The organism is Desulfomicrobium macestii (assembly GCF_014873765.1).
Classification (GTDB): Bacteria; Desulfobacterota; Desulfovibrionia; order Desulfovibrionales; family Desulfomicrobiaceae; genus Desulfomicrobium; species Desulfomicrobium macestii.
This window is the reverse complement of the sequence record NZ_JADBGG010000015.1, coordinates 78,932-104,696: the sequence shown is the minus strand read 5'-3', so window position 1 is coordinate 104,696 and position 25,765 is coordinate 78,932. Positions and strand designations below refer to the sequence as shown.

Sequence of the window (25,765 nt, the reverse complement as noted above, 5' to 3'; positions counted from 1 at the left end):
GCCAGAGAAGGCCCTCGATTGTTCAGAAGTATTTCCACGGACAACATGTTCGATACGCAGCCTAAAATGTTAACTGTTTAGGGCTCGGAGTAATATGACCGTCTGGCATCCATGAACAACGGTTTTCTGTGCCTCATTTCTCCCGACCTCAACGAGGAGGGGACGCGCTTTCTGCTGGCGCGTCTGGCCTCGGTCATCAGCGAGTACCAATTTCAGGAAAACACGGAACCATCAACTCACGTTTCCCTGGCGGCGCGTTATCTGTGCGTGCGTGTACGTGGGGACTACAGGCAGTTCGGGCGCACCGGCGATGTGCTGTGGGGCTGGCTGCGCGAGAAGATGGCCGAACCCATGTCCGAGGGGATCATGGGTTACACCGGTACCGTGGATCTCAACCTTCAGGTCGCGCAGACTCTCGCCCCCAAGGACTGATCGTCAATCGAAGGCCTGACTGACCAGCATCTCCACTTTCAGAGCCACTTCCTCGATCACAGGCTGGAAGTCGTTCTCCAGGAGGAAGACGGGAATGGTCAGGCGTTTGAGTTCAGCCGTGAACATGGGATTGAAGTGGTACCCCGTCTCCGTGGCCAGATAATCGGCGAGTTTCAGGAGCATGATGGCCGGCGGTGGGGAGTCGTCGGAAATGGCGCGGTGATGGGCGTATACCGCGAGCTGGACATTTTTCGGAAATTTCCACAATTTGAGCGCCTTGGCGCTCAGGATGGGGTGGCTGACGCCGAAGAGTTCGTCCTCGATCTCAAGGGGCGGATTCCCTCCCGCTTCCCAGAGTTTGGTCATGGTCGTGAATTCCCCCGGCAGCAGAGAAGCCATGACTACGTAGCCGATGTCATGGAGCAGTCCGGCCAGGTAGGTGCTTTCCTGCTCTTCCGGGGTCATGGGGAAGAGGTGCGGGTAGAACTGGGCCAGTTTTCTGCACAATAGTGCGGTGCTCAGGCTGTGAGTCCAGAATTTGCGCACAGAGAACGAGGGCGGAAAGGCGTTTTTGCGCACGGAATCCGAGAGGGTCAAATAGTAGACGATTCCCTTGACCTCGTTTAAGCCCAGCCGGACCAGCGCCTTTTGCGGGCTGTTGATTTCTTCCAGCCCCCGATACAGGGGCGAGTTGGAGATGGCCATGATCCGGGCGCAGAGCACTGGTTCCGCGCTCATGGCCTCGACGATTTCCTGCAGGCGGGTATTCTGGGCGTTCAGGAGCTGCCACAGTCTGAGGACCATGGGTTTCAAGGGGGGCAGATCGCGGTCGCTGAGTTTGTCCAGGTTGATCATGATGTGGTCTTTGTGTGGAAAAGGGTTGTTTCATGGCCGTGGGCCTTGATGTGTTCTTATCCGGGGAGCGCTAGCACAAGCGGATGGAGCAGGGCAATGGGTTGATATTTTGGCCTTGATGTATCTATCTGAAATACAGGGAGAAATTTATGAAGATAACTTTTCTTGGCGCGGCTCGCACCGTGACCGGCTCTTGTTATGTGCTCGAATGCGAGCAGGCCCGATTCGCCATAGATTGCGGCATGCATCAGGGCAACAGGAGCATCGAGGGACGCAACTGGGACGAGAACGGCATGTATCGTCCCGAATCCCTGGATTTCATCCTGCTCACGCATGCGCATATCGACCACTCCGGCCTGCTCCCGCGCCTGGTCTCCCAGGGCTTCAAGGGCTCGGTCTACACCACGGCCCCGACCAAGGACCTGCTTGGGATCATGCTCGAGGACAGCGCCCGCATCCAGGAGACGGAAGCCCAATGGCGCAGCACCAAGAAGCAGCGGGTCGGCGCTCCGCCGGTGGAGCCGCTTTACAAGGTGGAGGATGCCCAGAAAGCCCTCCAGCAGCTGAAGACCCAGGAATACAATCAGGTTTTCGAGCCGGCCCCGGGCATCCGCGTGATCTTCAATGACGCCGGGCATATTCTGGGTTCGGCGTTCATCGAGTTGTGGGTCAAGGAAGGGGACGAGGAGACCAAGATGGTTTTTTCCGGTGATCTCGGGCGTCCCAACCAACTGCTGGTGCCCAACCCTCAGACGGTCGAGACGGCGGACTTTCTTTTTCTGGAATCGACCTACGGCGCGCGCAATCACAAGAACGAGACCCAGAGTCGGCAGGAACTGGCCGAAGCTATCGCCTACAGCTATGAACGCGGAGAAAAGGTCATCATTCCGGCATTCGCCGTGGAACGCACCCAGGAGCTGCTCTACAGTTTTCATCTTCTGCACCAGGAAGGCCTGCTGCCGGACGACATGCCCGTCTATGTGGACAGCCCGCTGGCCATCAAGGCCACGGAGATTTTTCGGCGTCACTGGGACTACTATGACCAGGAGACCAAGGAGCTGGTCAGGAACGGCAAAAACCCGCTGGAGCTGCCCAACCTGCGTTTCACACTGACTCCGGACGAATCACGGGCCATCAACGTATCCCAGGGACCGGCCATAGTCATCGCCGGCAGCGGCATGGCCAACGCCGGGCGCATCAAGCACCATCTGCGTCACAACATCTGGAAACCGGGCGCGTCCATAGTTTTCGTGGGCTTCCAGGCCGAAGGCACGCCGGGCCGCCGCATCGTCGACGGAGCCAAGAGCATCCGGATTCTGGGGGAGGAGCTGTCGGTCAAGGCCAAGGTCTTCACCATCGGCGGTTTTTCGGGCCATGCCGGTCAGACCCAGATCCTGGACTGGCTGTCCCATTTCCGTAGCCCCGAGGTGCAGGTCTATCTGGTTCATGGCGAGCATTCGGGGCAAAAGGTCCTGGCCGAACTGATCCGGGAGAAATTCAAACTGACCGTGCACATTCCGGACTATCTTGATGAATGTCTGCTCGAAAAGGGCGGGCGCTTCGAGCTGACCGCACGGCCGACCCTGGCCGCTCCGCGCATCGACTGGGAGTACCTGCTGGAGGAGACCGCCGGAAAGCTGGCCCAGGTTCAGGACCGGGTCGAATACTTGCAGCGCATGGGCATGACCAACCAGGTCGAGATTCGCGGCAGCCTGCTGGCCATCAACTCGCGTTTCACTACCATCCTGTCGGAACTGATGTTCGAACAGAAGCAAAAGCCCAAGCAGGACTAGGAAGTGCGCATCATCGCCGGGGAGTACAGGGGCAGACGCATCAGCACCACCGAAGGGCCCGGCTACAGGCCCGCCACGGGCAAGGTGCGGGAGTCCCTGTTCTCCATGCTTGAGTCCCTGGGCGTGGAATGGCCCCAGACCCGGGTGGCGGATATTTTCGCGGGCAGCGGATCTCTTGGCATCGAGGCCTTGAGCCGGGGCGCCCGCGATGCCGTCTTCGTGGAGAAGGCCGCCCAAGCGGCAATCCTCATTCGGTCCAATATGGAGGCGCTTGGCGTGGAGCGGCGGCGTTGCGGCGTGGTCAAGGCCGACGCACTGCGCTGGCTTGCAAGCGGCGGGCGCGGACCGTTCGGGCTTGTCTTCATCGACCCTCCCTACGGCAAGGACCTGCTGCTGCCCACTCTCGGGTTGCTGCTGGAACATGGAGCGCTCGCGCAGGACGGCATCGTCTGCGTCGAGGTGGAGGCGGGACTCAGGTTCGAAAACCCTCCCCGTCAGGATCTGATTCTTCTTCGGGACAAACTTTACGGGCAAACAAGGATTTGCATATGGCGCAGAAACTAGAGCGGGTGGCGGTCTATCCGGGCACCTTCGATCCTTTCACCAACGGGCATTTGAGCCTGGTGCGCAGGGGCCTTGAAGTCTTCGACAAGGTCATCGTGGCCGTGGCCAAGGACTCGGGTAAGAACCCTCTTTTCACGCTCGATGAGCGGGTGGAGATGATCCGCGAGGTTTTTCGCGGTCAGCTGCGCGTCGAGGTGGAAGGCTTTTCCGGGCTGCTGGTCGAGTACGTGCCAAGCAAGGGCGCCAACACGATCCTGCGCGGGCTCCGTGCGGTCTCGGATTTCGAATACGAATTCCAGATGGCCCTCATGAACCGAAAACTCAAGCCCAGCATCCATTCCGTCTTCATGATGACCGACTACCGCTGGCTTTACATCAGTTCGACCATCATCAAGGACGTGGCCAGGCTGGGCGGAGTCGTCGAGGGGCTGGTGCCCGAAAGCATCCTCGCCCGTGTGGTCGCGCGCATGGATGAAAAGCGCAGCGCCCTGGCCCTGCCTGCTTCCGGAGAGCCGAAGCTGACATGACGGATATTTCGCTTCTCTGTCTGGTCGGGGCCACGGGCACGGGCAAGACCGCGGCGGCCCTGGCGCTGGCCCTGGCGCTTGACGGCGCGGTGGTCAACTTCGATTCCCGGCAGGTTTATGCGGGGCTCGGGGTAGTCACGGCCCAGCCCACGGAGCAGGAGCGGGCCGTCTGCCCGCATGCCCTCTACGGGTACCTGCCCATAAACACTCCCGTTCGCGCCGGGGCCTTTGCCGGCGAGATCATGGATCAGGTCCGGGCTTACCGGGACAAGGGCCTGGCGCCCATCCTTGTAGGGGGGACCGGCCTTTATCTGAAAAGTCTCGTGGACGGCCTGGCTCCCATTCCCGACATCGATCCGCGCATCCGCGAGGAAGTGGTCGGCGAATGCCGGGCCCATGGATCGCAGGTTCTGCACGGCCGTCTGCAGCTCCTTGATCCGGACTATGCCGCCAAAATCCATCCCAACGATCCCCAGCGCATCTGCCGCGCCCTGGAAGTCATCGCCGCCACCGGGCGGACTCTGACCTGGTGGCACGGCCAAACCTCCCGGCCGGCGGGCTTGCGGGTGCTCAAGATCGGGATTTCCGCCGATCTGAACTCCCTGACGCCGCGCCTGGCCCGGCGTATCGACCTGATGCTTGAGGCGGGGGCCCAGGAGGAAGTACGGCTGGCCTATGAGAGCTGCCCGGACCGCATGGCTCCGGGATTTTCCGGCATCGGATGCCCGGAACTGCTGGCGGTTCTGCTTGACGGCGTGAGCCTCGACCAGGCCCGCCGTGACTGGCTGCGCAGCACCCGGGCCTACGCCAAGCGCCAGTTGACCTGGTTCAACAAGGACAACGAAATTTTCTGGCACCAGCCCGAAGATGTGCGCGGCATCGTGGATCGGGCCGGGCGTTTCCTGGAGTCGGCTGCCGCTTCCTGATCCTGTCCGTGTGGAGGTTGCGGCCCGCCGGGGCGCGCGGTAGAATTTTTTCCTGAAGGAGAGACCCATGCTCAGATGCGTGTTTTGTTTGATACTGATGTTGTCCTGCGTCGTGTCCGCCGCAGCGGACCAGCGGGTAGTCGTGTCCGTGGACGGCGGCGAGGGCCAGGCTTCGCTTGTGGACAGGGCGTTCGATGCGGCCCTGACGCAGGAGGTCGAGGCCATTCTCGGGATGCGACTTGCGCAGCCGCGAATGGCCGCGCTCATGGGCGTCTTGTCCAAGGAGCGCGATACCCTCATTCTGGGCTACAGCGAGATCGCGACCACGGGGGACGCCGAAGTCAACGCCACGGATGCCTCGCGCACGCTGGCTGTGCGCGTTCATGGCGCTGGCCTCAAGGCCCGGCTGCGCGATCTTGGCGTCCTGTTCACGGCCCGGGAGCAGTGGCCCTACGTGCTGCGACTGTCGGGCGTGGAGCCTTCGCGCACCAAGGGCCTTGGCGCGCTGCAGGAGTTGTCCGGCCTGAAACCGACCGTGACCCAGGCCCCGGAAGTGCCTGTCCTCGAGCTTTCCCAGGCGGGTGCCTGGACCGGGGTGTTGACGCTGGGCGAATGGAAATCCTTCCGCACGGCCAAGACCCTGGACGAGGTCTGGTTTGCGGTGTGGAAAGACTATTTTTCCCGCCCCGGGCTTGCGGTGCAGGGTGAGTCGGGCCTGCTGGTCCGTGTTTCGGGCTGGCTGTCGAGCATGGGGCCCATGGAATTCGATCGGCTCATGGATTCATGGGGCGGAGAAATCCAGCACAAGACATTGGTCGGCGTGGAGATGGACGGGGCCGGCATGGTGGGTGTCTGGCGGGTTCAGACCCGGTCCAGGGATGCCTTGGCCAGGCGCCTCGGGGATGCAGCCAAGGCTCAGGGCTTGACCGTGGAGGTCAGATAGCGCGCACAAAAAATCCCGGTCGGGCCGGGATTTTTTGTGGGAAAACGGGGAAATTCATTCTTTCTTGTCGGATGCGTCCTTGGACTCGGACTTGGGCGTAACGTCGATTTCTTCGGGTTCGCCGGTGGCTTTTTTGAAGTTTTTGATGGCCCGGCCCATACCTGATCCGATTTCAGGCAACTTGTTGGCCCCGAAAATGACCAGGACGATGACCAGTATTATTAGAAGCTCAGGGATACCAATGCCAAACATGTATGCCTCCTCGGGAATGATTGGGCCTCATATACACATAGCGCTCCGGGCAGGTCAACTCTTCCTTGCGGAAGAAAAACCTTGGTTTCCGAAGGGATGGAATGTATTTGTCAAATAGCCGTCCCCTGATTTGTCGTGCCTGGCCCGGCCGCTTCGCGGGGACTGCATGAGCCGTTTGCTGCGTATGCCCGGGGATGCCTGCCGTTTCTGGGTCGCCGGTCGCTGCCTCTACGAAGAGGCCATGAATCCGGGATTGCGTACGGAATTTTTCTGTACGGTGCTAAGGGCCCTTGAAGGCCGGTTCGACGAATTCGTGGTGCGGGGTGAGATTTTGGGGCTGACCTCCGAAGAGGCTGGACGAATTTGGGACCAGCGCATGGCGCAAGCCTTGAACATTGACTGGGACTGTGCAAATTTCGATTTTCTGCAGGATGATGGCGGGGAAGTTCTTTGCCGACATTTCATCGAAGGCGTTTGCGTATTGCGTCTGCCCCGTTGCCTTGGACGTTGCCGTCACCACGAGCTTCCTGATGACAAATGATTGCGTGTAAGGAGAGACATATGAGTGAGATGGTGGTGCATTTTCCCTGGTTGCATCCGAAATTGGGCCGCGGCTCCCTTCCGGACGGCGTTGTTTTTTTCGATCCGGGCGTGGACATGGTCACGGATCAGCCCCGTTGGCGTTCGGCCGAACTGCCTTGCCCACCCGCCGAAGTGCGGAGCATGCTCAGGAGCTACATGGAATTCGGCGAGCGTTTTCCAAGGTCCTCGGACATGCAGGCCTATCAGGCGGCGGGACTCGATAATTTTTACACCGACACGACAATGGACATCAAGTCGCAGCTGACCGGGATGGATGCTCCCAAGGAGCCGAGTCCCTCGGACATGCGGCGTCAGGCCCAGCTTCTGCTGGCCATGGCCCTGTACCGCGAGGAGCAGTTCGTGGCCATCGGCGAGCAGGAAGGGCGTTTTGAAGCCGCGCGGGACGGCTTTGCAGCGGTGCTCGGGCTGGACGACGAGGAAAGTTTCACGCAGCCCGGCGTCTCGGACGAGGCACTTTTCCCTAGGGCGTGCGTCGAGCTGCCGTGGAAGAATCTCCTGCCTTCGCTGCTCCTGTTTCTGCCTCTGGGCACGCGGCTCTTCATTTCCGACGAGGACGTGGTGCGCGAGCTCGTGTCCATGGACCTGGAATTTTCGCCCTGCGCGGACAGGCCGGACGGGCTCGTCTGCTGCGCGATGGACGCCGAAGCGTTGGAGCGCGTCTGCGGCCGCGGAATCGATTTGCCCGAGCCCGTCATTCTTATGGCCCGCCCTCTGAATCTTTAACCAGCGAGAACGGTTTATGAGCAAAGAGCAACTCGGCAAGCGTATCAAACGATTCCGGGAAATGAACGAAATCAGTCTTGAAGACCTGGCCCAGCGCACGGGTTTGGAAATTGCGTTCCTCAAATCCCTGGAAGACGACTCCGTCTACCCGTCCCTTGGACCGCTGCTTAAAGTGGCGCGTGGTCTTGGGGTGCGCATGGGCACTTTTCTGGACGACGAGTTGGGGCAGGATCCGCTTATCGTGCGTCTGGGGGAAAGGGAGGAGGGGCTCAGCATGCTTGGCGGCAAGGGCTGTTCCGTGGACATGAAGTTCTATTCCCTTGGCAAGGGCAAGACCGATCGGCACATGGAGCCTTTTTTCGTCGAGCTCATGCCTGCCGCCTGCGGCGAGACAAAACTGTCCAGCCACGAAGGCGAGGAGTTCATCGTCGTGCACGAGGGGTGCATCGAGATCACCTACGGGAAGGACGTGCTGACTCTCGGCAAGGGAGATTCCATCTATCTCAATTCCATCGTTCCGCATCACGTGGCGGCTGGCGGGAACGCCCCGGCCTCCATCTATGCGGTGCTCTATTTTCCGGAATAGTCCGGTGTCATCCAAAGGGGGAGTCATGGACAAGCCTGCGTTGCGAGAAATTACCCTGGGCCAGATGCTTGATGAAGCCATCATGCAGCACCCTGACAACGAAGCCGTGGTTTACGTGGACCGGAATTTTCGGATGACCTACCGGGAATTCGGGGAGTTGGTCGACAATCTGGCCAAGGGCCTCATGGCCATGGGCGTGCAGAAAGGCGAGAAGATGGCCATCTGGGCCACCAACGTGCCTTACTGGGTCGCTTTCCAGTTCGCCACGGCCAAGATCGGGGCTGTCTTGCTGACGGTCAACACCTTCTACAAAACGGCCGAACTGGAATACCTGCTCAAGCAGTCCGAGTGCGAGAACCTGCTCCTGATCGATTCCTTCAGGGACACGGACTACGTGCAGACCGTGTATGATCTGGTTCCTGAACTCAAAACCCAGGAGCGGGGCTATCTGCGCAGCGAAAAATTCCCTGATCTCAAACGGGTGTTCTTTCTGGGTCAGGAGAAGCATCGCGGCATGTACTCCATGCCCGAGCTGCTGGCGCTGAGCCGCGTGACCTCGGAAGAGGATTACAAGGCCAGGCAGGCCTCCCTCGATCCCCACGATGTGGTCAACATGCAGTACACGTCGGGCACCACCGGGTTTCCCAAGGGTGTCATGCTGACGCATTACAACATCGGCAACAACGGGTTCTGGATCGGCGAAAACCAGAAATTCACCCACCAGGACCGGGTCTGCCTGCCCGTGCCCCTCTTTCACTGCTTCGGCTGCGTGCTTGGCGTCCTGGCCGCGGTCAGCCACGCCGCCACCCTGGTCATCCTCGAAGGCTTCAACCCGCTGATGGTCCTTTCAGCCGTGGAAGAGGAGAAGTGCACAGCGCTTTACGGCGTGCCCACCATGTTCATCAGCGTGCTCGAACATCGCTCCTTTCCGCGCTACGACCTTTCCTCCCTGCGCACGGGCATCATGGCCGGTTCGCCCTGTCCTGCTCCGGTCATGGAAAAGGTCATGGATCTCATGAACATGAAGGAAATCACGATCTGCTACGGCCTGACCGAGACCTCCCCGGTCATGACCCAGACCCGTGTCAACGATTCCATCGAGCAGCGCACGCGCACCGTGGGCCGGGCCATGCCCGAGATCGAGGTCCGCGTCGTCGATCCGGAGACGGGCGAGCCCGTCGCGCCGGGCGTGCAGGGCGAGGTCTGCTGTCGGGGCTACAATGTCATGAAGGGCTACTACAACAACCCCGACGCAACGGCCCAGGCCATCGACCCCGACGGCTGGATGCATTCCGGAGACCTCGGCACCATGGACGAGGACGGCTACCTGAGCATCACCGGCCGCCTGAAAGACATGATCATTCGTGGCGGCGAGAACGTCTATCCGCGCGAGATCGAGGAATTCCTCTACCGCATGGAAGGCATAAAAGACGTGCAGGTCGTCGGCGTGCCCAGTCGCAAATACGGCGAGGAAGTGGGCGCGTTCGTCATCCTGAAAGAAGGCTTCGACTACGCCACCGAGGATATCCGCGACTTCTGCCGTGGTCAGATCTCGCGTTACAAGATCCCGAAATATGTCGTTTTTCTGGATGAATATCCCATGACGGCGAGCGGCAAGATTCAGAAATTCAAGCTGCGCGACCTGGCCGGGCAGTATTTTCCGGAGGCCATGCAATAGACATGACAGCTGACGCGGGCCAGCCCCGCCGTTTCGACTTGCGCCGGATTCGCGGCGTCGTGTTTGACTGTGACGGAGTGCTGTTCGATTCCAGGGATGTGAACCGTCACTATTACAACCACATTCGCGGCGCCCTGGGCCTTGCGCCCATGAGCCCGGAGGAAGAGGACTACGCGTTCATGCACACCGTGGACAAGGCCATGGCCCGGATCATCCCGGCCGAACTCCTGCCCGAGGCGGCGCATGTGCAGGGGCGCATGACCTACGACGACTTCATCGACCGCATGGTGCCGGAGCCGGGGCTTCTTGAGTTGCTTCATGTCCTTGAGAAGATGGGCGTGCGCATGGCCGTCAACACCAACCGCAAGAATTCCATGGAGATGGTGCTGGAACGGTTCGAGCTGACCCGGTTCTTCCATCCTGTCATGACGGCGGCCAAGGTGACCTTGCCCAAACCCGATCCCGAGGGCATGCGGCGCATTGTCGAAACCTGGGGCCTGCCTGAGCGGGAGATGTCCTACCTTGGGGACTCGTCCGTGGATCAGGAAACCACGAACCGGGCCGGGGTCCCTTTCTGGGCCTACAGGAACCGGGATTTGACGGCCCAACTGCATGTGGACAGTTTCCATGAACTGCGGCAATGGTTTGAGACGGGTTTTTGCGAGATAATCGATTAGTCTGAAAACACGGCGCTCACGCAAAGCGTCCGCGCCTTCTGAGAGGAATATTAAATGCCTGTTTTTTCGAGTCTTTTTGCGGCCGTCTATTATGTGGCCGACAGCGTGTTGTCCCTGTATTTCTGGGTGGTCATCGCCTCCGTGGTCATGAGTTGGGTCAACCCCGACCCTTACAATCCCATCGTGCGCGGGATCAGGAGCCTGACCGAGCCTGTTTTTTACCGTATCCGCAAGTGGTTGCCGTTTACGTATATAAGCGGGATTGATTTCTCGCCGTTTGTCGTGGTCCTTGGCATCAAGTTCGTACAGGTTTTTTTGGCTCGACTGATGTCGCAGATGATGTTTTAGTACTCATGTGTACGGATCACCCGGTTTTCGCCGCGCCGGCCAAGAATGGAGGCTGGCGGCTTGGGCTCTGGGTTCAGCCCGGGGCCAGGAAAACCGAAGTCGCGGGCATGCATGGGGACTATCTGAAGATCCGGTTGCAGGCCCCGGCGGTTGACAACAAGGCCAACAGCGCGTTGACCGTATTCGTGTCCAGAATTTTGGGAATCAAGGCTTCGCAGGTGGTCATCGAGTCCGGGCATGCGTCCCGGCAAAAGAACCTGCTGCTGGACGTGGAGGAAGAGCCTGACTGGAACGTGTTTTCGGAGAAGGCATTGGGCAAACCATAACGCTAAGGAGACATCCTATGGAACAGCAAGACCTCGAACTGATTGCGGCGAATTTGGGTCACGACGAGGAACTCAAGAGTCTGTGGGAGGAACATGTTGGTTTTGAAAAAATTCTGGAACGCTACTCGGGCAAAGCAGTGCTTTCCCCTGCCGAAGATCTGGAAGTGAAGGAATACAAGAAGAAAAAGCTGGCCGGAAAGACCCGGATCCAGACTTTGCTTGAGAAATACAAACGTCAGGAGGGATAGGAAGCCATGGTCCTCACCGGTGCCCAGATTCTAATGGAGTGTTTGAAGCGGGAAGGGGTTGATCTCATTTTCGGGTTTCCCGGGGGTGCGGTCATCGACATTTATGACGAGCTCCCCAAGCACCCGATCAAACATATTCTGGTCCGTCACGAACAGGCCGCGGTCCACGCAGCCGACGGTTTTGCAAGGGCATCGGGCAAGGTGGGCGTGTGCCTGGTCACTTCCGGACCCGGTGCGACCAACACCGTGACCGGGATCGCCACGGCCTACATGGATTCCATTCCCATGGTTGTGATCACGGGGCAGGTGCCCACGCACCTGATCGGCAACGACGCCTTTCAGGAAGCCGACATCGTGGGCATCACCCGGCCCTGCACCAAGCACAACTATCTGGTCAAGAACGTCGGCGACTTGGCCACGACCATCAAGCAGGCATTTTATATCGCACGGACAGGTCGGCCGGGTCCTGTTCTCATCGATCTGCCCAAGGACGTGGTCAATTCCAAGACCAAGTTTTCCTATCCCGAGACCATAAGTCTGCGCAGCTACAATCCCAACGTGAACCCGAACCGCAAGCAGCTGCGCAAGGCAGCGGAACTCATCGCCCATTGCAAGCAGCCCGTGATCTATGCCGGTGGCGGAGTCATCTCCTCCGACAGCGCCGCCGAACTGAAGCAGCTGGCCGAGACATTTCACCTGCCGGTCACGACCACTCTCATGGGGCTTGGCGCATTCCCGGGCGATCATCCCGGTTGGCTCGGCATGCTCGGCATGCACGGGACGTTCACGGCCAACATGGCCGTCAACAACTGCGACCTGCTCATCTCCGTGGGCGCGCGTTTCGACGACCGCGTCACGGGTCGGATCAATTCCTTCGCCGCCCGGGCCAAGATCATTCACATCGACGTGGACCCCACCTCCATCAGCAAGAACGTGGTCGTGGATGTGCCCATCGTCGCGGACTGCAAGCAGGGCCTGGCCGGGCTCATCGAGGAAGCGGCGAAGATCGAGGGTGTGGACTGGCAGGCCAAGCACGAGGTCTGGAACGCGTCCCTGACCGAGATGCGTGCCTCCCATCCGCTAGGCTATGCCAAGAACGGCGGGACCATCAAGCCGCAGTGGGTGGTGGAGAAGATCCACGAGCTCTCCAAGGGAGAGGCCATCATCGCGACGGAGGTCGGTCAGAACCAGATGTGGGCCGCGCAGTTCTATACCTACCGCAAGCCGCGCACTCTTCTGACCTCCGGCGGCCTTGGAACCATGGGCTACGGTTTTCCGGCGGCCATCGGGGCTCAGTTCGCCTTTCCGGACAAGCTGGTGATAGATATCGCGGGCGATGGCTCCATCCAGATGAACATCCAGGAACTGGCCACGGCGGTCAGTTACAATGTGCCGGTCAAGATCGTCATCCTGAACAACGGCTACCTCGGCATGGTCCGGCAATGGCAGGAACTTTTCTACAAGAAGAACTATTGCGCCACCTGCCTGCATACCAATCCCGATTTCGTGGCCCTGGCCAAGGCGTACGGAGCGGAAGGCTTCCTGGTCGACAAGGCCGAGGATCTGGAGGCGACGCTTAAAGCTGCCTTCGCCTATCCGGGTCCGGTCATCGTCGATGTACGCGTCGAGCCGGAGGAAAACGTCGCGCCCATGGTCCCGGCAGGCGCGGCCCTGTCGGAAATGTTGCTGGTTTAGGAGGCCGCCATGAGACATGTCTTATCCATACTTGTTGAGAACGAACCTGGAGTTCTGTCCCGCGTGGTCGGCCTTTTCAGCGGCCGGGGATTCAATATCGAATCCCTGAACGTGGGCCCGACCCTGGAGACGGGAGTTTCCCACATCACCATCTGCACCAGCGGTGACGAACAGATCATCGAACAGATCATGAAGCAGCTGCACAAGCTCATCACCGTCATCAAGGTCGTCGATCTGACGCACTTGCAGGCGGTCGAGAGGGAAATCGTGCTCATGAAGGTCGGTGCGGAAGACGCCAAGCGCGCGGAAGTGCTGCGCATAGCGGATATTTTCAGGTGCAAGGTGGTTGATGTCAGCCCTGACGAGCTGACCCTTGAAATCACCGGTGATCAGGGCAAGATAAAGGCCGTGGTGGCCCTTTTGCAGCGTTTCGGCGTCAAGGAGTTCATCCGCGCCGGGACCGTGGCCATGCGCCGCAGCATGCAGCTTGCCGACTGAAGATCAATTGGCTGAGGACCCGTTTTTTCGGGTATCAATATTCACGAGAGAAGGAGACAACATGAAAGTTTATTACGACAAGGACGCCGATCTGAATATACTCAAGGACAAGGTCGTGGCCATCATCGGGTATGGCAGCCAGGGGCACGCCCATGCGCAGAACCTGCGCGACTCCGGTGTGCAGGTCGTCATCGGCCAGCGTCCCGGCGGACCCAACTGGCAGCTGGCGCGTGAGCACGGCTTCGAGCCTGTCAGCGCGGCCGAAGCGGCCAAGAAGGCCGACCTGATCCAGATCCTGGTCCAGGACCAGTATCAGCCTAAGGTCTACGAAGAGGAAATCCTTCCGAATCTGGCCCCGGGCAAGACCCTTGTCTTTGGTCACGGTTTCAACATCCACTACAACCAGATCATCCCCCCCAAGGATGTGGACGTGGTCATGATCGCGCCCAAGGGCCCGGGCCATCTGGTGCGCCGTGAATTCGAGAAGGGCGGCGGAGTGCCTTGTCTGGTGGCCGTCTATCAGGACGCCACGGGGCAGGCCCTGGGCAAGGCCCTGGCCTATGCGGCCGGCGTCGGCGGAACCCGTTCCGGCGTGCTTGAAACCACTTTTCGCGAAGAGACCGAAACCGACCTGTTCGGCGAGCAGGCCGTGCTCTGCGGTGGTGTGAGCGAACTGATCCGCGCCGGTTTCGAGACCTTGACCAAGGCCGGATACCAGCCCGAGATCGCCTTCTTCGAGTGCATGCATGAACTCAAGCTCATCGTGGACCTGCTCTACGAGGGCGGATTCAAGAAGATGCATCACTCCATCAGCGACACGGCCGAATACGGTGACTACGTGACCGGCCCCCGGGTCATCAACGATGAGTCCCGCAAGGCCATGCAGAAGGTGCTCGAAGAGATTCAGGACGGCACCTTCGCCCGCAACTGGATCCTGGAAAACAAGGCCAATCTGCCTTTCTTCCTGGCCAGACGGCGTCAGAGCCACGAGCATCAGGTGGAAAAGGTTGGAGACAGCCTGCGCGAAATGATGGCTTGGTTACAGAAATAATCCCCTCGGGCGGCCGTCTTTCGGCCGCCCGAACCCGTACCAACGTATGAGCGAGATGCATGGATAATCCGCAGAGTGAAGAGCAACTTCTCTCCCAGGCCTGGAATCTGTTCGCCAAGGATGACTATGCCGGAGTCCTGAACATCTGCCGGAGCGGCTATTCTCATGGCGTGCGCAGCTACGACATGGTCCGGCTCATGCTCGACAGCCTGAACAAGCTCGGCAAGGTCCAGGAACAGGCCGAGGTAACCCTCAAGATCCTGGGTGAAAACGATTATCCTCCCAAGGTCGCGGCCAAGCTCTATTTTCGCGCCGGTCTCATCTTCCTGCATCAGGACAACCACCAGGAAGCGCGGTCCATTTTTGAGAAAGTGCGTATTCTCGATCCCGATTTTCCGGGCATCGAGCAGCGCATCAAGGCCCTGACTCCCCGACCCGTCGCGTCGAGCAGCAGCCGTTATTCCCACCTTCTTGAAAAGAATCTCATCACCGCGGAACAACTCTCGGCTGTTCTGTCCATGGAGGGCAAGGATTCGGACGCCTTGCTGCTCAAGGAATACAAGATCGCCAAGAAGGATCTGGGCGATAGCCTGGCCCGTTTTTACGGCACGGAGTTTGTCCCCTTTTCCGCAGGCAAGGAGCCGCCCTTCGAGCTTTTCGAAAAGCGCCGGCTCGACCCGGACTTTCTCAAACGGAATGGCTGGCTTCCCTTTGCCCAGGAAGGAAACACCATCACCGTGCTCATGACCAACCCCTTCGACCTCGGCCGCCTGGATGAGATCCGCTTCATCTACGGGACGTCCAACGTCGAGGCCAAGGTCACGCTGGCCGGAGACATCGAGCAGTACATCGAGCACTTCTACAAGCAGTTCAGCTCGGGCGAGGATCTGGCCGCCGCCTTTGACGAGGATGTCGAATCCGCCGACATCGTCTCGGCTGGAGAGGAGAACGAGGCCGAGCTGAGCGACCAGGACAGCGAGGTCGTGCGCATGGTCAACGCCCTCCTGGTGGAGGCCTGGCGCAAGAACGTGTCCGATATTCATATCGAGCCCAATCCCCAGTCCCGCTACTGCATGTTCCGTTTCCGACTGGACGGGACCTGCTACGAATTTCGCAAGGTCCGCCTGCCCCTGGCCAGGCCCATCGTCTCGCGCCTGAAGATCATGGCCAGCCTGGACATCGCCGAGCGCCGCCTGCCCCAGGACGGAAAGATCAAGATCAAGCTGCCCGATCGCAACAAGGTCGTGGAATACCGCATGGCCACCATCCCGACGCTGGAAGGCATGGAGGACGTGGTGCTGCGCGTGCTGGCCTCGGGCAAGCCGCTGCCGCTGGACAAGCTCGGGCTGCTGCCGCAGAACAAGGCGGCCTTCGAGAAGCTCATCTACAAGCCCTACGGGCTCATCCTCGTGGTCGGTCCCACGGGTTCGGGCAAGACCACGACCCTGCATTCGGCTGTGAGTTACATAAACACCCCCGAGCGCAAGATCTGGACCGCCGAGGACCCGGTAGAAATCACGCAGGAGGGCCTGCGGCAGGTGCAGGTCCATCCCAAGATCGGCCTGACCTTCGCCTCGGCCCTGCGCTCCTTCCTGCGCGCCGACCCGGACGTGATCATGATCGGTGAAATGCGCGACAAGGAAACGGCGCACATCGGCGTGGAATCATCCCTGACCGGTCACCTGGTCCTGTCCACCCTGCATACCAACTCCGCTCCCGAAACGGTGACCCGCCTGCTGGACATGGATCTGGATCCGTTCAACTTCGCGGATTCGCTGCTCTGTGTTCTGGCCCAGCGACTGGTCAAGACCCTGTGCCCGAACTGCAAGCAGGCCTACACTCCGGGAAACGAGGAAATCGAGGAGATGGGCCTTGAGTTCGGCCTGGGCTGGGAAGTTCAGGCCAGGGAGTTCTTGGAAGGCAAGCGGACCCTGTATCGCAAGGTCGGATGCGGGCAGTGCGTGGGCGGTTACAAGGGCCGGGTGGGAGTGCATGAACTCATGGTCAATTCATCCGGCATCAAGAATCAGATCAAACATCGCAAGCCCACCGAGGAGATCCGCGCCCAGGCCGTGGCCGAAGGCATGCTGACGCTGAAGCAGGACGGCATGATGAAGGTCCTGCAGGGGCTGACGGACATGGATCAGGTCAGGGCAGCGAGCGGTTAGCCATGATACTTTCCTCAAGCCAACTTAGGGCCCTCAAGGAGCGCAATGACGAAGAACTGCGCAAGGGCAAGCACGGCAAGTACGGATATCCCGCCCACACCATTCAGGACCTGCTTTTGACCATCGAGGCCATGAAGAAGGAAAAGAAGAAATGGAAGCAGCTGGCCCAGGAACGGGGCAAGGTGCTCCATGATGTGCTGACCCTGACCATCAAGGCCGCACCCGCCACGTCCGATCCCGACGACGAGCTTTAGCAGGCTGCCGGAAAACCGCGCTCTGCTTTGTCACCACTGATTCAATAATCGAGCTTCCACATCACGCCCCCGCCCTGCCGGGAATCTGATCCCACTTCGGTTTCCACGCTGATTTTCGGACTGAGCTGCACTTCGACCTTGGTCCTGTCCTGCCCCGACACGCTGCTTTGGGTGCGAATGTAATATTTGCCTCCGAAGTAGCCGCCGACACCGAGGGCGGTGTTGTCTTCGTCGTCCTTGGTCACGTCCACTTCCTGCAGCCCCAGGCTGGATTTGATGGAGTCCAGGAAATCCGGACTTGCGCCGCCAAGGCCGGTCATTTCGGCGGCGGCCTGGGCAAGGCGCACCGCCTGCAGCGGGGATATCTGTCTGAGCGACCTGCCGAAAAGGATCAGGGCCAGCAGTTCGTCCTGCGGGAGGGCCGGAATCGAAGACAGGTTCAGCCGAAAATCCCTGGCGGGACCGCTGATGCGGACCTGAATGAGGTTTTCGAGGATCTGCGTTTCCCCGAGCACTTCAAGGAAGGGGTTGGGCGGGGTCTCGCCGTTGAGGGACAGGGAGCCCTTGGTCAGGGTGAAGCTGCGGTCGAGAAAATCAAACTTGCCGCGCAGCAGGTTCATTTCGCCGTTGATGACGGGCTTTGAATGGTTGCCCCGGATGTGCAGGTTCCCGGACCATTCCGATTCGAGACCTCGCCCCTGAACGAACAGGCGGGCCGGAATGGCCACCCGCAGATCAAGACCGAGCAGGAAGTCCGAAGTCCTGCCCTCGGTTTTTGGGCGAGGGTTCTTGACGTTGATTTCGACGACTTCGACCTGTGCCAGGTCAGCCGGGGTTTTCGCCGGGAGCCGAACCGTGGTCGGGTCGAGGGTCATCTTGCCGCTCAGTTCCGTCCCGTCCAGATTTCCCAGCAGGCGCAGGTCGCCCTTGGCCGTGCTTTGCACCAGATCCTGGCGCAGCAGACGGAAGTTGTTGAAGAGCACGTTAAGCACGTGTTCCAGGGTCAGCAGGTCCACCTGTCCTGTTGCCTCGGCCGTGCCTTCGGCGCCGTCCGTTGCGGACAGGTCCAGCGACAGGGTCGATCCGGCGGCCTTGGCGTTCATGTTCAGGTTTTGCACGACGGTCCCGCTGCGGAAGTTTTCATAGCGAGCGTCTCGGACGCTTGCCGTGCCATCGAGCCCCGGATTTGACCAGGTGCCGTTCACCCGAAAATCAAGAGTGCAATTTCCATCCAGAGTCTGATCGTCCAGGCGCAGAACATGCGGCAAGAGCATGAGCCTGGTTTGGCCTTTGAGCTGCCCGGACAGAGGGGCGTCAGACGGGAAGGCAGGCGCAAAGAGGTCGATCCGCATGGGACTTGAGAGGTTCGCGTCAAGTTCGATGGCGCTTTCCGAGGTCAGGGACGCGCGTGCGTCCAGCATGTTTTGGCGCAGGCGCACGTCGGCCGTGGCGCTCAGGCGGGGCAGATTTCCAAGGCCCGAGGATTCCAGACGGATCTTTTCGGCCTGTATCCGCAGTCGGGCGTCTGGGTTCGAAGGGTCGCCCGTGGCGTCAAGGCGGGCGTTGATGACGGCGCTGGGCAGGTCTGGGAAGAGAGGCCACAACAGCGCGGGGTCGAAATCGGTCAGCTCGGCGTTGATGTTCGTCATTTCTTTAGAGATGCCGCCTGCGCTCCGCAGGCGCGCCGGACCGAAATTGAGGTCAGCTTCCCGCCAGCTCGCTCCAAAGGACGTGATGCTCATGTCGAAGGGAGACTTCAGCAGCAGTTCCTGTTGCAGCAGGGTTCCGCGAAGCTGTTCAACGGCAAGGCCGGTCAGATCCGAAGACAGCTCCCCCCGGACCGAGAGATCAGCCTCGGGAGAAGCGTGCCTCAGTTCGATGTCGAATCCGTAGCCTGTCGCCACGCCACGCATCCTCGCGTTTATGATGTCGGCCTGCATGCCGGGCAGACCCGCCGAGCGCATTTCAAGCTCGATATCCATCAAGCCTGGCAGTCCGGGGTCGGCCAGCGTGCCGCTCAAGGAAGCTTCGCCGATACGTGTCCCGAAGGCGGACAGGGATTTTCCCCGCCCTTCGAGTGTGGCTGTTTGTTTCCCCTTGAGCGTGTCGAGACGGGCCTGCAGGGAAAGTTCGCCTTCAAGTTCGCTGCCCAAAATGCGTCCCAGGGCGCTCAGATCAGTGCTTTGAAAATCGGCGTCCCCGGTGAAAAGAATCGCGTCCGGATCAAGGGAGCCGTTGAAATGCAGGGCTGTTTCCGGAAGCCGCAGTGTGCATTCGGCGACGCGGATCAGATTTTTGTCGGGCGCGATGCGCAATTCCAGGCTGACGGGGTCCTGTCCGGCCATGGCTTTCGCGTCCAGGGTGGCCATGGGCTTGGCAGGCAGGCCACGCACCGTGGCCGCAGCGGTGACATCGGACAGGGTACGCTCCCCCGAGCTGATCCTGGCGCTGCCCGCGACAAGGTCCAGCCCGAAGGATTCGGGGCTGCCCGAGGCCGAGGCGCGCAGGGTCGTCCCTTGCGCGATGCGCAGGGCGGGGAAGCTGATTTCCGGGAAGGCGGCTCCAAGCCTGGTCTGAAACGTGTTTTTTTCCAGGTCGTACTGGCCGCTTGCTTCCGCCGTTGTCCGCGCCTGGAGCCGCGCCTCGTGCACGTCGAGCAGTTGCGGGGAAAGGCTGAGCTTGGCCAGCAGACGGCTGTTTGGCCCAAGCAGCATTTCAAGCTCTTCAGGCAAGCCGTCCAACTGCATGGTCGTGGCTTCAAAGCTGGCGTTCATGCTTGAAGCCGCAAGGTTTAGCCGACCCTCCAATTTCGTGTCGAGAATTGCCGACAGGGGGCCAAGGCCGGTTGGCACCTGGCGCAGATCGAGCCGTGTATTCATGCTCACGAGAGAATCGAGGGTGCCGTTGCCAGTCAGTCCCAGCCGGTCTGATTCCAGGCGCAGCTCTTTGGCGTAAAAGCCCGTGCCCTCGCCGCCTAGGGTGGCGGAGGCCGTCCATGCGCGTAGTCCTTCGGGCAGGGTCGGGGTCAGCGCGTCGAGCTGGGTCTGGACCTGCCAGTCTTTCGTCCCGGCAGGCAGATCCAGGGATAGGTGCGCCGTGACGGCGGGTACGGCGTGCCCGGCAAGATCCATGTCGCGCAGCAGGATTTTTCCCTGCGCGCGCATGCCTTGCGGGTCCAGCCGCAGGGTGGCGGAAGCGTTGACGGGGCCTGCCTGGATGTCATCGGGCATGAGCCAGGACAGGGCCACGCCCTGGGCATTGGCCCCGGATTCGAGGATGCCGCTTTCGACATTCCAGGTGGCGTTGCCGTCAAGGTTGCCGAGGGCGCTCTGCAGATCGATCCGGGCAATGTGCAGGACCGGACTGCGCCACGTCCCCCTGGCCATTAGGGTCAAGCTCTCCTGCGGCAGACCCGTGAACGGGTTCCAGGCGGGACCGGGCGTGATCAGCGCGCGCAGATCGACGTCGGCATCGGCATCCAGGTTGACGGTCGCGTTGCCGCTCAGTTGCGCGACATCGGAAATCATGGACTCGAAATTCAGGTTCCATTCCTTCAAGGGGCCGCTGCCCGCCGCCTGCAGGATGATGCCCTGTGTGCCGTTCATGCCGAGGGCGGAGTGCAGAAGGCCCTGCGGCTCTTCATGCAGGTTAAGGCGCAGGTCCAGGGTCCGCTCGCGAAGATGCAGTCGCGCATCGAGTTCCGCCGCATCCTGCGCTCTGTCCAGTCGGGCCACGCGCACCCGGGCGTGAGGCTCGTCCTGGTCCAGGGACAGCGCGCCGTGCAGGGAGAGCAGGGCTTCGCGCCCGGCGACGTCCGGCCCGAGGCGAATATGCTCGATGTCCACGGCGCCGATGCGCAAAGGGGGCAGGCCCGGGGGGGCCGAGGTGTCAGCAGTTTCTTCGCTCTCAGGCAGGCGGGTGATTTCAAGGCGCATGATGCCGACATGCTCCAGGGAAATCCTGCCCCGGAGCAACTCGCCAAGGAGCGGCCGGACTCCGAGCTTCTCGGCGTCAAGCCAGGGGCCACGGGCATCGCTGACGGTCACCCGATCCAGGGTCCAGGTGTCGCCAAGGCGCAGGCCTTCCATTTTCAGGCCGAAGTCCGGTGCGGCGGCGAGACTGGAGATTGAGTCCAGCAGACCTTGGCGCCCTTTGTCAGTGCCCAGGATCAGGCCCGCGCATGCGACGCCGAGCAGCACGCAGACCGCGAGGATCGTGAAGGTTTTTCGCAGGCGTTTGATCGTTGCGTGATTCATCAGAAGGCCTGCCCGAGGCTGATGTAAATCTGGAATGGAGAGTCCACGCCGTCCCTGCGGTCAAGGGGCACGGCCACATCCGCCCTGATCGGCCCGATGGGTGTGTAATAGCGCAGTCCGGCCCCGGCTCCCCAGAAATAATCCTCCCTGTCCGAGGGGTTGCGGCCGGAAAAGGCCCCGCCACCGTCTCCAAAAAGGGCGACTCCGTATTCCCGGTTGATGCGAAAACGTAGTTCCGCTGAAAAATCCACGGCGCTCACGCCGCCCAAGGGATCGTCATCCTCGTCGAGTTCGCCTGCATACTGATGAGCATAACCGCGTATCGAGCCCCCGCCACCGGCGTACAGGAGCATGTCTTCGGGGATGCTGTCCCGGTTGGTTCCGGCCAGCAGGCTGTAACGTCCACGTGTGGCCAGGACGATGGATTTGTTTTTGGTCAGCGGCAGGTAATGCCGCCCCGAAAGATTCCAAAGTACAAAGGATGTTTCCCTCTGCCCGATGTCGGTGAACGGTTCCATGCGCGCGGCCAGGGTCAGCCCGCTGGTGGGATCCAGCAGATTGTCGGCATTGGTGAATTCGGCGATCAGTGGGACGGAGATCAGATTGAAGCGTCGCAGTTCCTCGTCGTCCACCTCGGTCAGGCGATAGGCCAGGCCGTAGCCGACTTGCAGTTCCGAAAAAGGCCGGCGCGCGAGAGCCGAGAGGGAAAGGTTGGTGGCTTCGTAACTGTCGGTGAGTTCGTGCTCGTACTGGGCCGAAAATCCGAGATTCTGACGGGGATGCCACATGCGGGGCAGGATCAGGTCGGTTTTGGCCCTTTGCAGGGTTTCGGCGATTTCCGCATCGAGGCGCAATTCCTGTCCGGCTCCGAAAATGTTGCGGTGCGTCCAGCCTACATTGGTGCCAAGCCCCAGATCGGAATAATACCAAAGACCCGCGCGCACGCTCCGATGCGGGGCTTCGAGCAGTATCAGATTCATGTTCACGGCCGTCGATCCTTCCGGGTGGTCCGCGTCGATGCGTACCGACCGGAAAAGACCGGTGCGGATGAGTTGCTCGCGGGTCTTGTCCACCTTGCGCCGGTCATACGGGCTCCCTTCCTCCCAGGCCAGTTCGGCGATGACGACCCTGTCCGAGACATCTTCAAGCCCCAGAATCCTTGTGGAGCCGAATGACGCGGCCGGTCCGGTGTCGATGGTGAAGCTCACAGCGACTTTGTCCGTGGCATGGTCAGCGACGATTTTTTTTTCCCGGGCCACGGGCGAGGGGTACCCGTGTTCCTTGAGGCGTTCCAGAAGCGCCGTTTCAACATCCAGAATCGTGCCGGAGGAATATTTCTCGCCCGCCTTGATCCTGTGCAGGGCATCCCGCAGATGCTCGCGGGCGGAATCGTCCGGGACAAGGACTAGCCGGGGCTTCTCGAAAACAAAGCGCGGGCCGGGATCGATCTGGAAGCGCACGACATGCGGGGTGACGTTGGTGTCCAATTCGCCCGTGACCTCAGCCTTGAAATATCCCTTGGCCTTCAGGGCGTCCATGAAGGAGTCGATGTCGTTGGCCACACGCTTGCGCAGCAGGCCCCGGGTGTCGGGAGGATTGTTCTGCAGGTCCACGCAGTCCGAGACGGAGGAGAGCAGGGGGGTGAGGCCGCCTGGCAGGGCCGGAATTTCGACCGTGTATTCGATGGGCGCGCATTCGCCCGAAGTCGCAAAAAATGGGGAGGCCAGCAGGGTCAGGCTCAGCAAGAGAAGAATTCGGGCCTGCAAAAAGGACATTCGTGATTCCTGGGGGTCAGATTGATGCGTCATCCTGGGGCGCGATCCAGGTCCTTACGTATTGGTCCACGTCGAATTTGCGGCGCGCGCCTGCGTAGTTCATGAATCTGATCTTGCCGAAAATCGGACGTTCGGTCCAGCCACGGTCATGCACTCCTCCGATGGACCAGGCAATGCCCGTATAGCCGTTGCTGTCCCGGCCATCGAGGCTGTAGCGGTCATTGAGCAGAATGGCCGTGCGCAGGGCCTCGGCCGGCGAGGGGGACCACTCCAGGATTTTCTTGGCCCAGTACATGCGCAGGTAGCCGTGCATCTTGCCGCTGCGCAGCATCTGGGTCTGGGCGGCGTTCCAGAGCGGGTCGTGGGTCCCTGCCTTTTCAAGTTCCTCCGGTGAGTAAATGACGGGGCGCGGATCGTTGCGATGCTTGTGCAGGCTCTCCCTGGCCCAGGCGGGGAAGCCGTCCTCGGTGTCGTAGCTTTGGGTATGCAGGCAGAAGTTGTCCGAAAGCTCGCGGCGGACAATGAGTTCGTCAAGGAATGAATCGACGTGCTCTCCGGCAAGCCCGCAGGACTGGGTTTCCAGCGCCGCGCGTTGGGCGGAAAGCATGCCGAAATGCAGGTACGCGGAGAGGTTGGAGCAGACATCCTGGTTGGGGTCGTTGCGCTTGGCATACAAGGGCAGCCTGCTTTTCAGGAAATTGTGGAGTACGGCCTGGCCGGCCTGTTCCCCTGGCTCGACAAGCAGATTCTGCCGTGGGGCGTCATTCCTGATTTTTGACCGCAACACGGGAAAGTCAGGCTCCGGCGGTGCTGTCGGCCAATCATGCGGATGCGCGGGCAGCTCGGGAAATTCATCCAGGAATTCCAGCAGCAGGCGCTTGATCTTGGGACGAATGGTTCGCGCCATGAACTCGCGCCGGTCTGAAACCACGCGTGCGGGCACGATGTTGCGCGAATCGACCTCGTGCACGGGTAGCTCGCAGGCCGAAAGCAGATCCTCATGCCATCGCCTCTTGACGCGCAGCGGATCGAAATCCGTGACCATAAGTCCGGCCCCGTGCTTGCGGGCAAAACTTGCGATTTCAAGTCCGGGACTTCCGGTCAGGGCAAAAAAGCTGATGTTCTGTTGCCGGAGGGCGTGCACCGTTTGCGTCAGTCCATCGAGCAGAAAATTGAAATGCACCGCTGTCGCGTCCGCAAATTCCGGAGCCAGACAAAAGATCACGGCCACGGGTTGTCCGGTCCTTAGCGCCTGCAGGCGGGCGTAGGTCAGCCCCCAGTTGTCCCGGGCCCGAAAATCCCGGTGCATCCAATAAAGCACCGGCCCCCGGGTTGCAGGCACGTCTTTGAGGATGTGTACGCGGCGTGGATTCATGCGGAGTCTTTCCTTTGGGGCAGCCCTTTGAAATTGTTTGTCTTGCACGCATTCAAGACGAGTGGCCGCCCTTGGCGGGCAAGACGGGTTCGTTTCGTCTTTCGGCTGCCCTGATACGCGGTGCATGACATGCAACATGACCCTTGTTCAGTTGCACTGTGCTGTCAATTGGGGTTTTGGTACATTTTGCGCGTGCATTGCATTTTAATCCATGGCGCAAAAGAGGTCCTTGCAGTCCGTGCAGGGAAAGAGATAATCTGATTATATGGATTGCATTATCGACTCGAATTTGTAATGATATTCAACAGATTTCAACGATTTTTTTGACTTCCGAATCTTGTGTTTCCGGTGTCGCATTCATTGCGGCTACAATTTTCGTGGCAGTTCCGCTTCGTTTCTTTGCGAGAGGCCGAATTCCGAAGCGCTTTTCGCGGTCTTTGTCCTTGAAGAGAGGCATGCGGTTTCGGGTCGTTTTTTTCGTGAACAGATATTTGCTTCGCCAGTTGTTCACAATGTGATTTTTAGCTTGAAACGAGCGGCTGCGCGTGTCATTTCGCACAAACAGTCCGGGTTCCGGTGTGCTGTTTTTTTATGTGATTTTTCGGGCCTTGGGTCATGAAGATTCTTTTTTTAAAGAGCTGCATTTTACGACGTATTTTCGGCATCTTAATTTTAACATGAAGAAAAATATATGAGCGACGACAAAATATCAGATGTTGAAGTTTTCGTGCATAACAAAATGGTGGTGTCTTTTGCCTGCCCACAATGCAAGTTGGAGAAAGACGTTGCAGTTGAGAGAATTAAAGATGTTTATCATTGGAATGTGAACGCAACGTGTCGAAGATGTTCGTATAAATTCAAGGTTTCTTTCAATTTTAGGAAATATTACAGAAAAGAAACATATATACATGGGCTTCTATTTGACTCTATAAGATCTATTGATCCTGTAGGTGATGTTATAATAACTGACATATCTCTGACTGGAATTGGTTTCGAATACAATAAATTTAATTTTGATGTCGGATCTATTTTTGTATTGAGATTTATTCTGGATGATGATGAGCGCTCAAGAATGGAGAAAAAGATATCGATAGAATCCATAAGAGGATCAAAAGTCGGAGCTCTTTTTCAGGATGAAAGTGGTTTTGACAAGGCTCTCGGAAAATACATTCTTCCCAAATAGTTTCAAATCACGATGATGGCGAAGAGGAG

General features: G+C 59.7%; 25 protein-coding genes. 20 read left to right on the top strand and 5 right to left on the bottom strand.

Features of this window, described 5'->3' with window-relative positions:
• The first annotated feature begins 111 nt into the window (after positions 1-111).
• Entirely contained in the window at positions 112-432 is a 321-nt protein-coding gene (locus H4684_RS11165) for a hypothetical protein (RefSeq protein ID WP_192623782.1), read from the top strand.
• Positions 433-435: 3 nt separating this feature from the next.
• Here H4684_RS11165 and H4684_RS11160 read toward each other — a convergent pair whose 3' ends face one another.
• Entirely contained in the window at positions 436-1,287 is an 852-nt protein-coding gene (locus tag H4684_RS11160) for an HDOD domain-containing protein (protein WP_192623781.1), read from the bottom strand.
• A gap of 149 nt (positions 1,288-1,436) precedes the next feature.
• On the opposite strand from H4684_RS11160, the gene H4684_RS11155 reads away from it, so the two are divergent.
• The 5 genes from H4684_RS11155 to H4684_RS11135 all read left to right on the top strand — a co-directional run bounded on the left by H4684_RS11155 (position 1,437) and on the right by H4684_RS11135 (position 6,040).
• Positions 1,437-3,080, top strand: coding sequence for an MBL fold metallo-hydrolase RNA specificity domain-containing protein (locus H4684_RS11155; protein WP_192623780.1), 1,644 nt, complete (start codon positions 1,437-1,439; stop codon positions 3,078-3,080).
• A gap of 3 nt (positions 3,081-3,083) precedes the next feature.
• Positions 3,084-3,644 (top strand): 16S rRNA (guanine(966)-N(2))-methyltransferase RsmD, encoded by a 561-nt coding sequence (gene rsmD / locus H4684_RS11150; protein ID WP_192623779.1) that lies wholly within the window; start codon positions 3,084-3,086, stop codon positions 3,642-3,644.
• Positions 3,629-4,171 (top strand): pantetheine-phosphate adenylyltransferase, encoded by a 543-nt coding sequence (gene coaD / locus H4684_RS11145; protein ID WP_192623778.1) that lies wholly within the window; start codon positions 3,629-3,631, stop codon positions 4,169-4,171. The genes rsmD and coaD overlap by 16 nt, the downstream gene beginning before the upstream one ends.
• Positions 4,168-5,097: a tRNA (adenosine(37)-N6)-dimethylallyltransferase MiaA gene (gene miaA, locus H4684_RS11140; protein ID WP_192623777.1), complete on the top strand. Its 930-nt coding sequence runs from the start codon at positions 4,168-4,170 to the stop codon at positions 5,095-5,097. The genes coaD and miaA overlap by 4 nt, the downstream gene beginning before the upstream one ends.
• Positions 5,098-5,164: 67 nt before the next feature.
• Positions 5,165-6,040: a hypothetical protein gene (locus H4684_RS11135; RefSeq protein ID WP_192623776.1), complete on the top strand. Its 876-nt coding sequence runs from the start codon at positions 5,165-5,167 to the stop codon at positions 6,038-6,040.
• A gap of 54 nt (positions 6,041-6,094) precedes the next feature.
• Here H4684_RS11135 and H4684_RS11130 read toward each other — a convergent pair whose 3' ends face one another.
• Positions 6,095-6,292, bottom strand: a complete 198-nt coding sequence (locus H4684_RS11130) for a twin-arginine translocase TatA/TatE family subunit (RefSeq protein WP_012805609.1) — start codon at positions 6,290-6,292, stop codon at positions 6,095-6,097.
• 166 nt (positions 6,293-6,458) lie between these two features.
• On the opposite strand from H4684_RS11130, the gene H4684_RS11125 reads away from it, so the two are divergent.
• The 13 genes from H4684_RS11125 to H4684_RS11065 all read left to right on the top strand — a co-directional run bounded on the left by H4684_RS11125 (position 6,459) and on the right by H4684_RS11065 (position 17,147).
• Positions 6,459-6,833 (top strand): hypothetical protein, encoded by a 375-nt coding sequence (locus H4684_RS11125; protein ID WP_143077884.1) that lies wholly within the window; start codon positions 6,459-6,461, stop codon positions 6,831-6,833.
• 20 nt (positions 6,834-6,853) lie between these two features.
• The gene (locus H4684_RS11120) at positions 6,854-7,618 is read left to right on the top strand and encodes a hypothetical protein (protein ID WP_092192176.1); all 765 of its coding nucleotides are present in this window, start codon (positions 6,854-6,856) and stop codon (positions 7,616-7,618) included.
• Between the two features lie 16 nt (positions 7,619-7,634).
• The gene (locus H4684_RS11115) at positions 7,635-8,204 is read left to right on the top strand and encodes a helix-turn-helix domain-containing protein (RefSeq protein ID WP_092192174.1); all 570 of its coding nucleotides are present in this window, start codon (positions 7,635-7,637) and stop codon (positions 8,202-8,204) included.
• Between the two features lie 25 nt (positions 8,205-8,229).
• Complete coding sequence (locus tag H4684_RS11110) at positions 8,230-9,882, top strand: AMP-binding protein (RefSeq protein WP_192623775.1); 1,653 nt, start codon at positions 8,230-8,232, stop codon at positions 9,880-9,882.
• Positions 9,883-9,884: 2 nt separating this feature from the next.
• A complete protein-coding gene (locus tag H4684_RS11105) occupies positions 9,885-10,559 on the top strand; it encodes an HAD family hydrolase (RefSeq protein WP_192623774.1) in 675 nt (224 codons plus the stop codon).
• Between the two features lie 54 nt (positions 10,560-10,613).
• Positions 10,614-10,907 (top strand): YggT family protein, encoded by a 294-nt coding sequence (locus tag H4684_RS11100; RefSeq protein WP_012805615.1) that lies wholly within the window; start codon positions 10,614-10,616, stop codon positions 10,905-10,907.
• A gap of 5 nt (positions 10,908-10,912) precedes the next feature.
• The gene (locus tag H4684_RS11095) at positions 10,913-11,233 is read left to right on the top strand and encodes a DUF167 domain-containing protein (protein ID WP_092192168.1); all 321 of its coding nucleotides are present in this window, start codon (positions 10,913-10,915) and stop codon (positions 11,231-11,233) included.
• Between the two features lie 17 nt (positions 11,234-11,250).
• Complete coding sequence (locus H4684_RS11090; RefSeq protein ID WP_092192166.1) at positions 11,251-11,481, top strand: DUF465 domain-containing protein; 231 nt, start codon at positions 11,251-11,253, stop codon at positions 11,479-11,481.
• Between the two features lie 6 nt (positions 11,482-11,487).
• Positions 11,488-13,176: a biosynthetic-type acetolactate synthase large subunit gene (ilvB, locus tag H4684_RS11085; protein WP_192623773.1), complete on the top strand. Its 1,689-nt coding sequence runs from the start codon at positions 11,488-11,490 to the stop codon at positions 13,174-13,176.
• Positions 13,177-13,185: 9 nt separating this feature from the next.
• Positions 13,186-13,674 carry an acetolactate synthase small subunit gene (ilvN, locus tag H4684_RS11080; protein ID WP_092192162.1) on the top strand — a complete coding sequence of 163 codons (489 nt, stop codon included), beginning with the start codon at positions 13,186-13,188 and terminating at the stop codon, positions 13,672-13,674.
• 61 nt (positions 13,675-13,735) lie between these two features.
• Positions 13,736-14,725: a ketol-acid reductoisomerase gene (ilvC, locus tag H4684_RS11075; protein ID WP_092192160.1), complete on the top strand. Its 990-nt coding sequence runs from the start codon at positions 13,736-13,738 to the stop codon at positions 14,723-14,725.
• A gap of 59 nt (positions 14,726-14,784) precedes the next feature.
• Entirely contained in the window at positions 14,785-16,893 is a 2,109-nt protein-coding gene (locus H4684_RS11070; RefSeq protein ID WP_192623772.1) for an ATPase, T2SS/T4P/T4SS family, read from the top strand.
• A gap of 2 nt (positions 16,894-16,895) precedes the next feature.
• Positions 16,896-17,147 carry a hypothetical protein gene (locus H4684_RS11065; RefSeq protein ID WP_092192156.1) on the top strand — a complete coding sequence of 84 codons (252 nt, stop codon included), beginning with the start codon at positions 16,896-16,898 and terminating at the stop codon, positions 17,145-17,147.
• A 41-nt stretch (positions 17,148-17,188) separates the two neighbouring features.
• On the opposite strand, the gene H4684_RS11060 is transcribed toward H4684_RS11065, so the two are convergent.
• Genes H4684_RS11060 through phrB form a run of 3 tightly spaced genes read right to left on the bottom strand, consistent with a single transcriptional unit; the run spans position 17,189 to position 24,553 of the window.
• Positions 17,189-21,403, bottom strand: coding sequence for a translocation/assembly module TamB domain-containing protein (locus H4684_RS11060; protein ID WP_192623771.1), 4,215 nt, complete (start codon positions 21,401-21,403; stop codon positions 17,189-17,191).
• Positions 21,403-23,178 (bottom strand): autotransporter assembly complex protein TamA, encoded by a 1,776-nt coding sequence (locus H4684_RS11055; protein ID WP_192623770.1) that lies wholly within the window; start codon positions 23,176-23,178, stop codon positions 21,403-21,405. The genes H4684_RS11060 and H4684_RS11055 overlap by 1 nt, the downstream gene beginning before the upstream one ends.
• 16 nt (positions 23,179-23,194) lie before the next feature.
• Positions 23,195-24,553 carry a deoxyribodipyrimidine photo-lyase gene (gene phrB, locus H4684_RS11050; RefSeq protein ID WP_192623769.1) on the bottom strand — a complete coding sequence of 453 codons (1,359 nt, stop codon included), beginning with the start codon at positions 24,551-24,553 and terminating at the stop codon, positions 23,195-23,197.
• A 691-nt stretch (positions 24,554-25,244) separates the two neighbouring features.
• Here phrB and H4684_RS11045 point away from each other — a divergent pair.
• Positions 25,245-25,736 (top strand): PilZ domain-containing protein, encoded by a 492-nt coding sequence (locus H4684_RS11045; RefSeq protein ID WP_092192148.1) that lies wholly within the window; start codon positions 25,245-25,247, stop codon positions 25,734-25,736.
• Positions 25,737-25,765 lie beyond the last annotated feature (29 nt).

Excerpts from the sequence above, each read along its gene's own strand:
- H4684_RS11165 (WP_192623782.1), top strand. The coding sequence starts at position 112 with ATGAACAACGGTTTTCTGTGCCTCATTTCTCCCGACCTCAACGAGGAG.
- H4684_RS11160 (WP_192623781.1), bottom strand. The coding sequence starts at position 1,287 with ATGATCAACCTGGACAAACTCAGCGACCGCGATCTGCCCCCCTTGAAA.
- H4684_RS11155 (WP_192623780.1), top strand. The coding sequence starts at position 1,437 with ATGAAGATAACTTTTCTTGGCGCGGCTCGCACCGTGACCGGCTCTTGT.
- coaD (WP_192623778.1), top strand. The coding sequence starts at position 3,629 with ATGGCGCAGAAACTAGAGCGGGTGGCGGTCTATCCGGGCACCTTCGAT.
- miaA (WP_192623777.1), top strand. The coding sequence starts at position 4,168 with ATGACGGATATTTCGCTTCTCTGTCTGGTCGGGGCCACGGGCACGGGC.
- H4684_RS11135 (WP_192623776.1), top strand. The coding sequence starts at position 5,165 with ATGCTCAGATGCGTGTTTTGTTTGATACTGATGTTGTCCTGCGTCGTG.
- H4684_RS11130 (WP_012805609.1), bottom strand. The coding sequence starts at position 6,292 with ATGTTTGGCATTGGTATCCCTGAGCTTCTAATAATACTGGTCATCGTC.
- H4684_RS11125 (WP_143077884.1), top strand. The coding sequence starts at position 6,459 with ATGAGCCGTTTGCTGCGTATGCCCGGGGATGCCTGCCGTTTCTGGGTC.
- H4684_RS11120 (WP_092192176.1), top strand. The coding sequence starts at position 6,854 with ATGAGTGAGATGGTGGTGCATTTTCCCTGGTTGCATCCGAAATTGGGC.
- H4684_RS11115 (WP_092192174.1), top strand. The coding sequence starts at position 7,635 with ATGAGCAAAGAGCAACTCGGCAAGCGTATCAAACGATTCCGGGAAATG.
- H4684_RS11110 (WP_192623775.1), top strand. The coding sequence starts at position 8,230 with ATGGACAAGCCTGCGTTGCGAGAAATTACCCTGGGCCAGATGCTTGAT.
- H4684_RS11105 (WP_192623774.1), top strand. The coding sequence starts at position 9,885 with ATGACAGCTGACGCGGGCCAGCCCCGCCGTTTCGACTTGCGCCGGATT.
- H4684_RS11100 (WP_012805615.1), top strand. The coding sequence starts at position 10,614 with ATGCCTGTTTTTTCGAGTCTTTTTGCGGCCGTCTATTATGTGGCCGAC.
- H4684_RS11095 (WP_092192168.1), top strand. The coding sequence starts at position 10,913 with ATGTGTACGGATCACCCGGTTTTCGCCGCGCCGGCCAAGAATGGAGGC.
- H4684_RS11090 (WP_092192166.1), top strand. The coding sequence starts at position 11,251 with ATGGAACAGCAAGACCTCGAACTGATTGCGGCGAATTTGGGTCACGAC.
- ilvB (WP_192623773.1), top strand. The coding sequence starts at position 11,488 with ATGGTCCTCACCGGTGCCCAGATTCTAATGGAGTGTTTGAAGCGGGAA.
- ilvN (WP_092192162.1), top strand. The coding sequence starts at position 13,186 with ATGAGACATGTCTTATCCATACTTGTTGAGAACGAACCTGGAGTTCTG.
- ilvC (WP_092192160.1), top strand. The coding sequence starts at position 13,736 with ATGAAAGTTTATTACGACAAGGACGCCGATCTGAATATACTCAAGGAC.
- H4684_RS11070 (WP_192623772.1), top strand. The coding sequence starts at position 14,785 with ATGGATAATCCGCAGAGTGAAGAGCAACTTCTCTCCCAGGCCTGGAAT.
- H4684_RS11065 (WP_092192156.1), top strand. The coding sequence starts at position 16,896 with ATGATACTTTCCTCAAGCCAACTTAGGGCCCTCAAGGAGCGCAATGAC.
- H4684_RS11060 (WP_192623771.1), bottom strand. The coding sequence starts at position 21,403 with ATGAATCACGCAACGATCAAACGCCTGCGAAAAACCTTCACGATCCTC.
- H4684_RS11055 (WP_192623770.1), bottom strand. The coding sequence starts at position 23,178 with ATGTCCTTTTTGCAGGCCCGAATTCTTCTCTTGCTGAGCCTGACCCTG.
- phrB (WP_192623769.1), bottom strand. The coding sequence starts at position 24,553 with ATGAATCCACGCCGCGTACACATCCTCAAAGACGTGCCTGCAACCCGG.
- H4684_RS11045 (WP_092192148.1), top strand. The coding sequence starts at position 25,245 with ATGAGCGACGACAAAATATCAGATGTTGAAGTTTTCGTGCATAACAAA.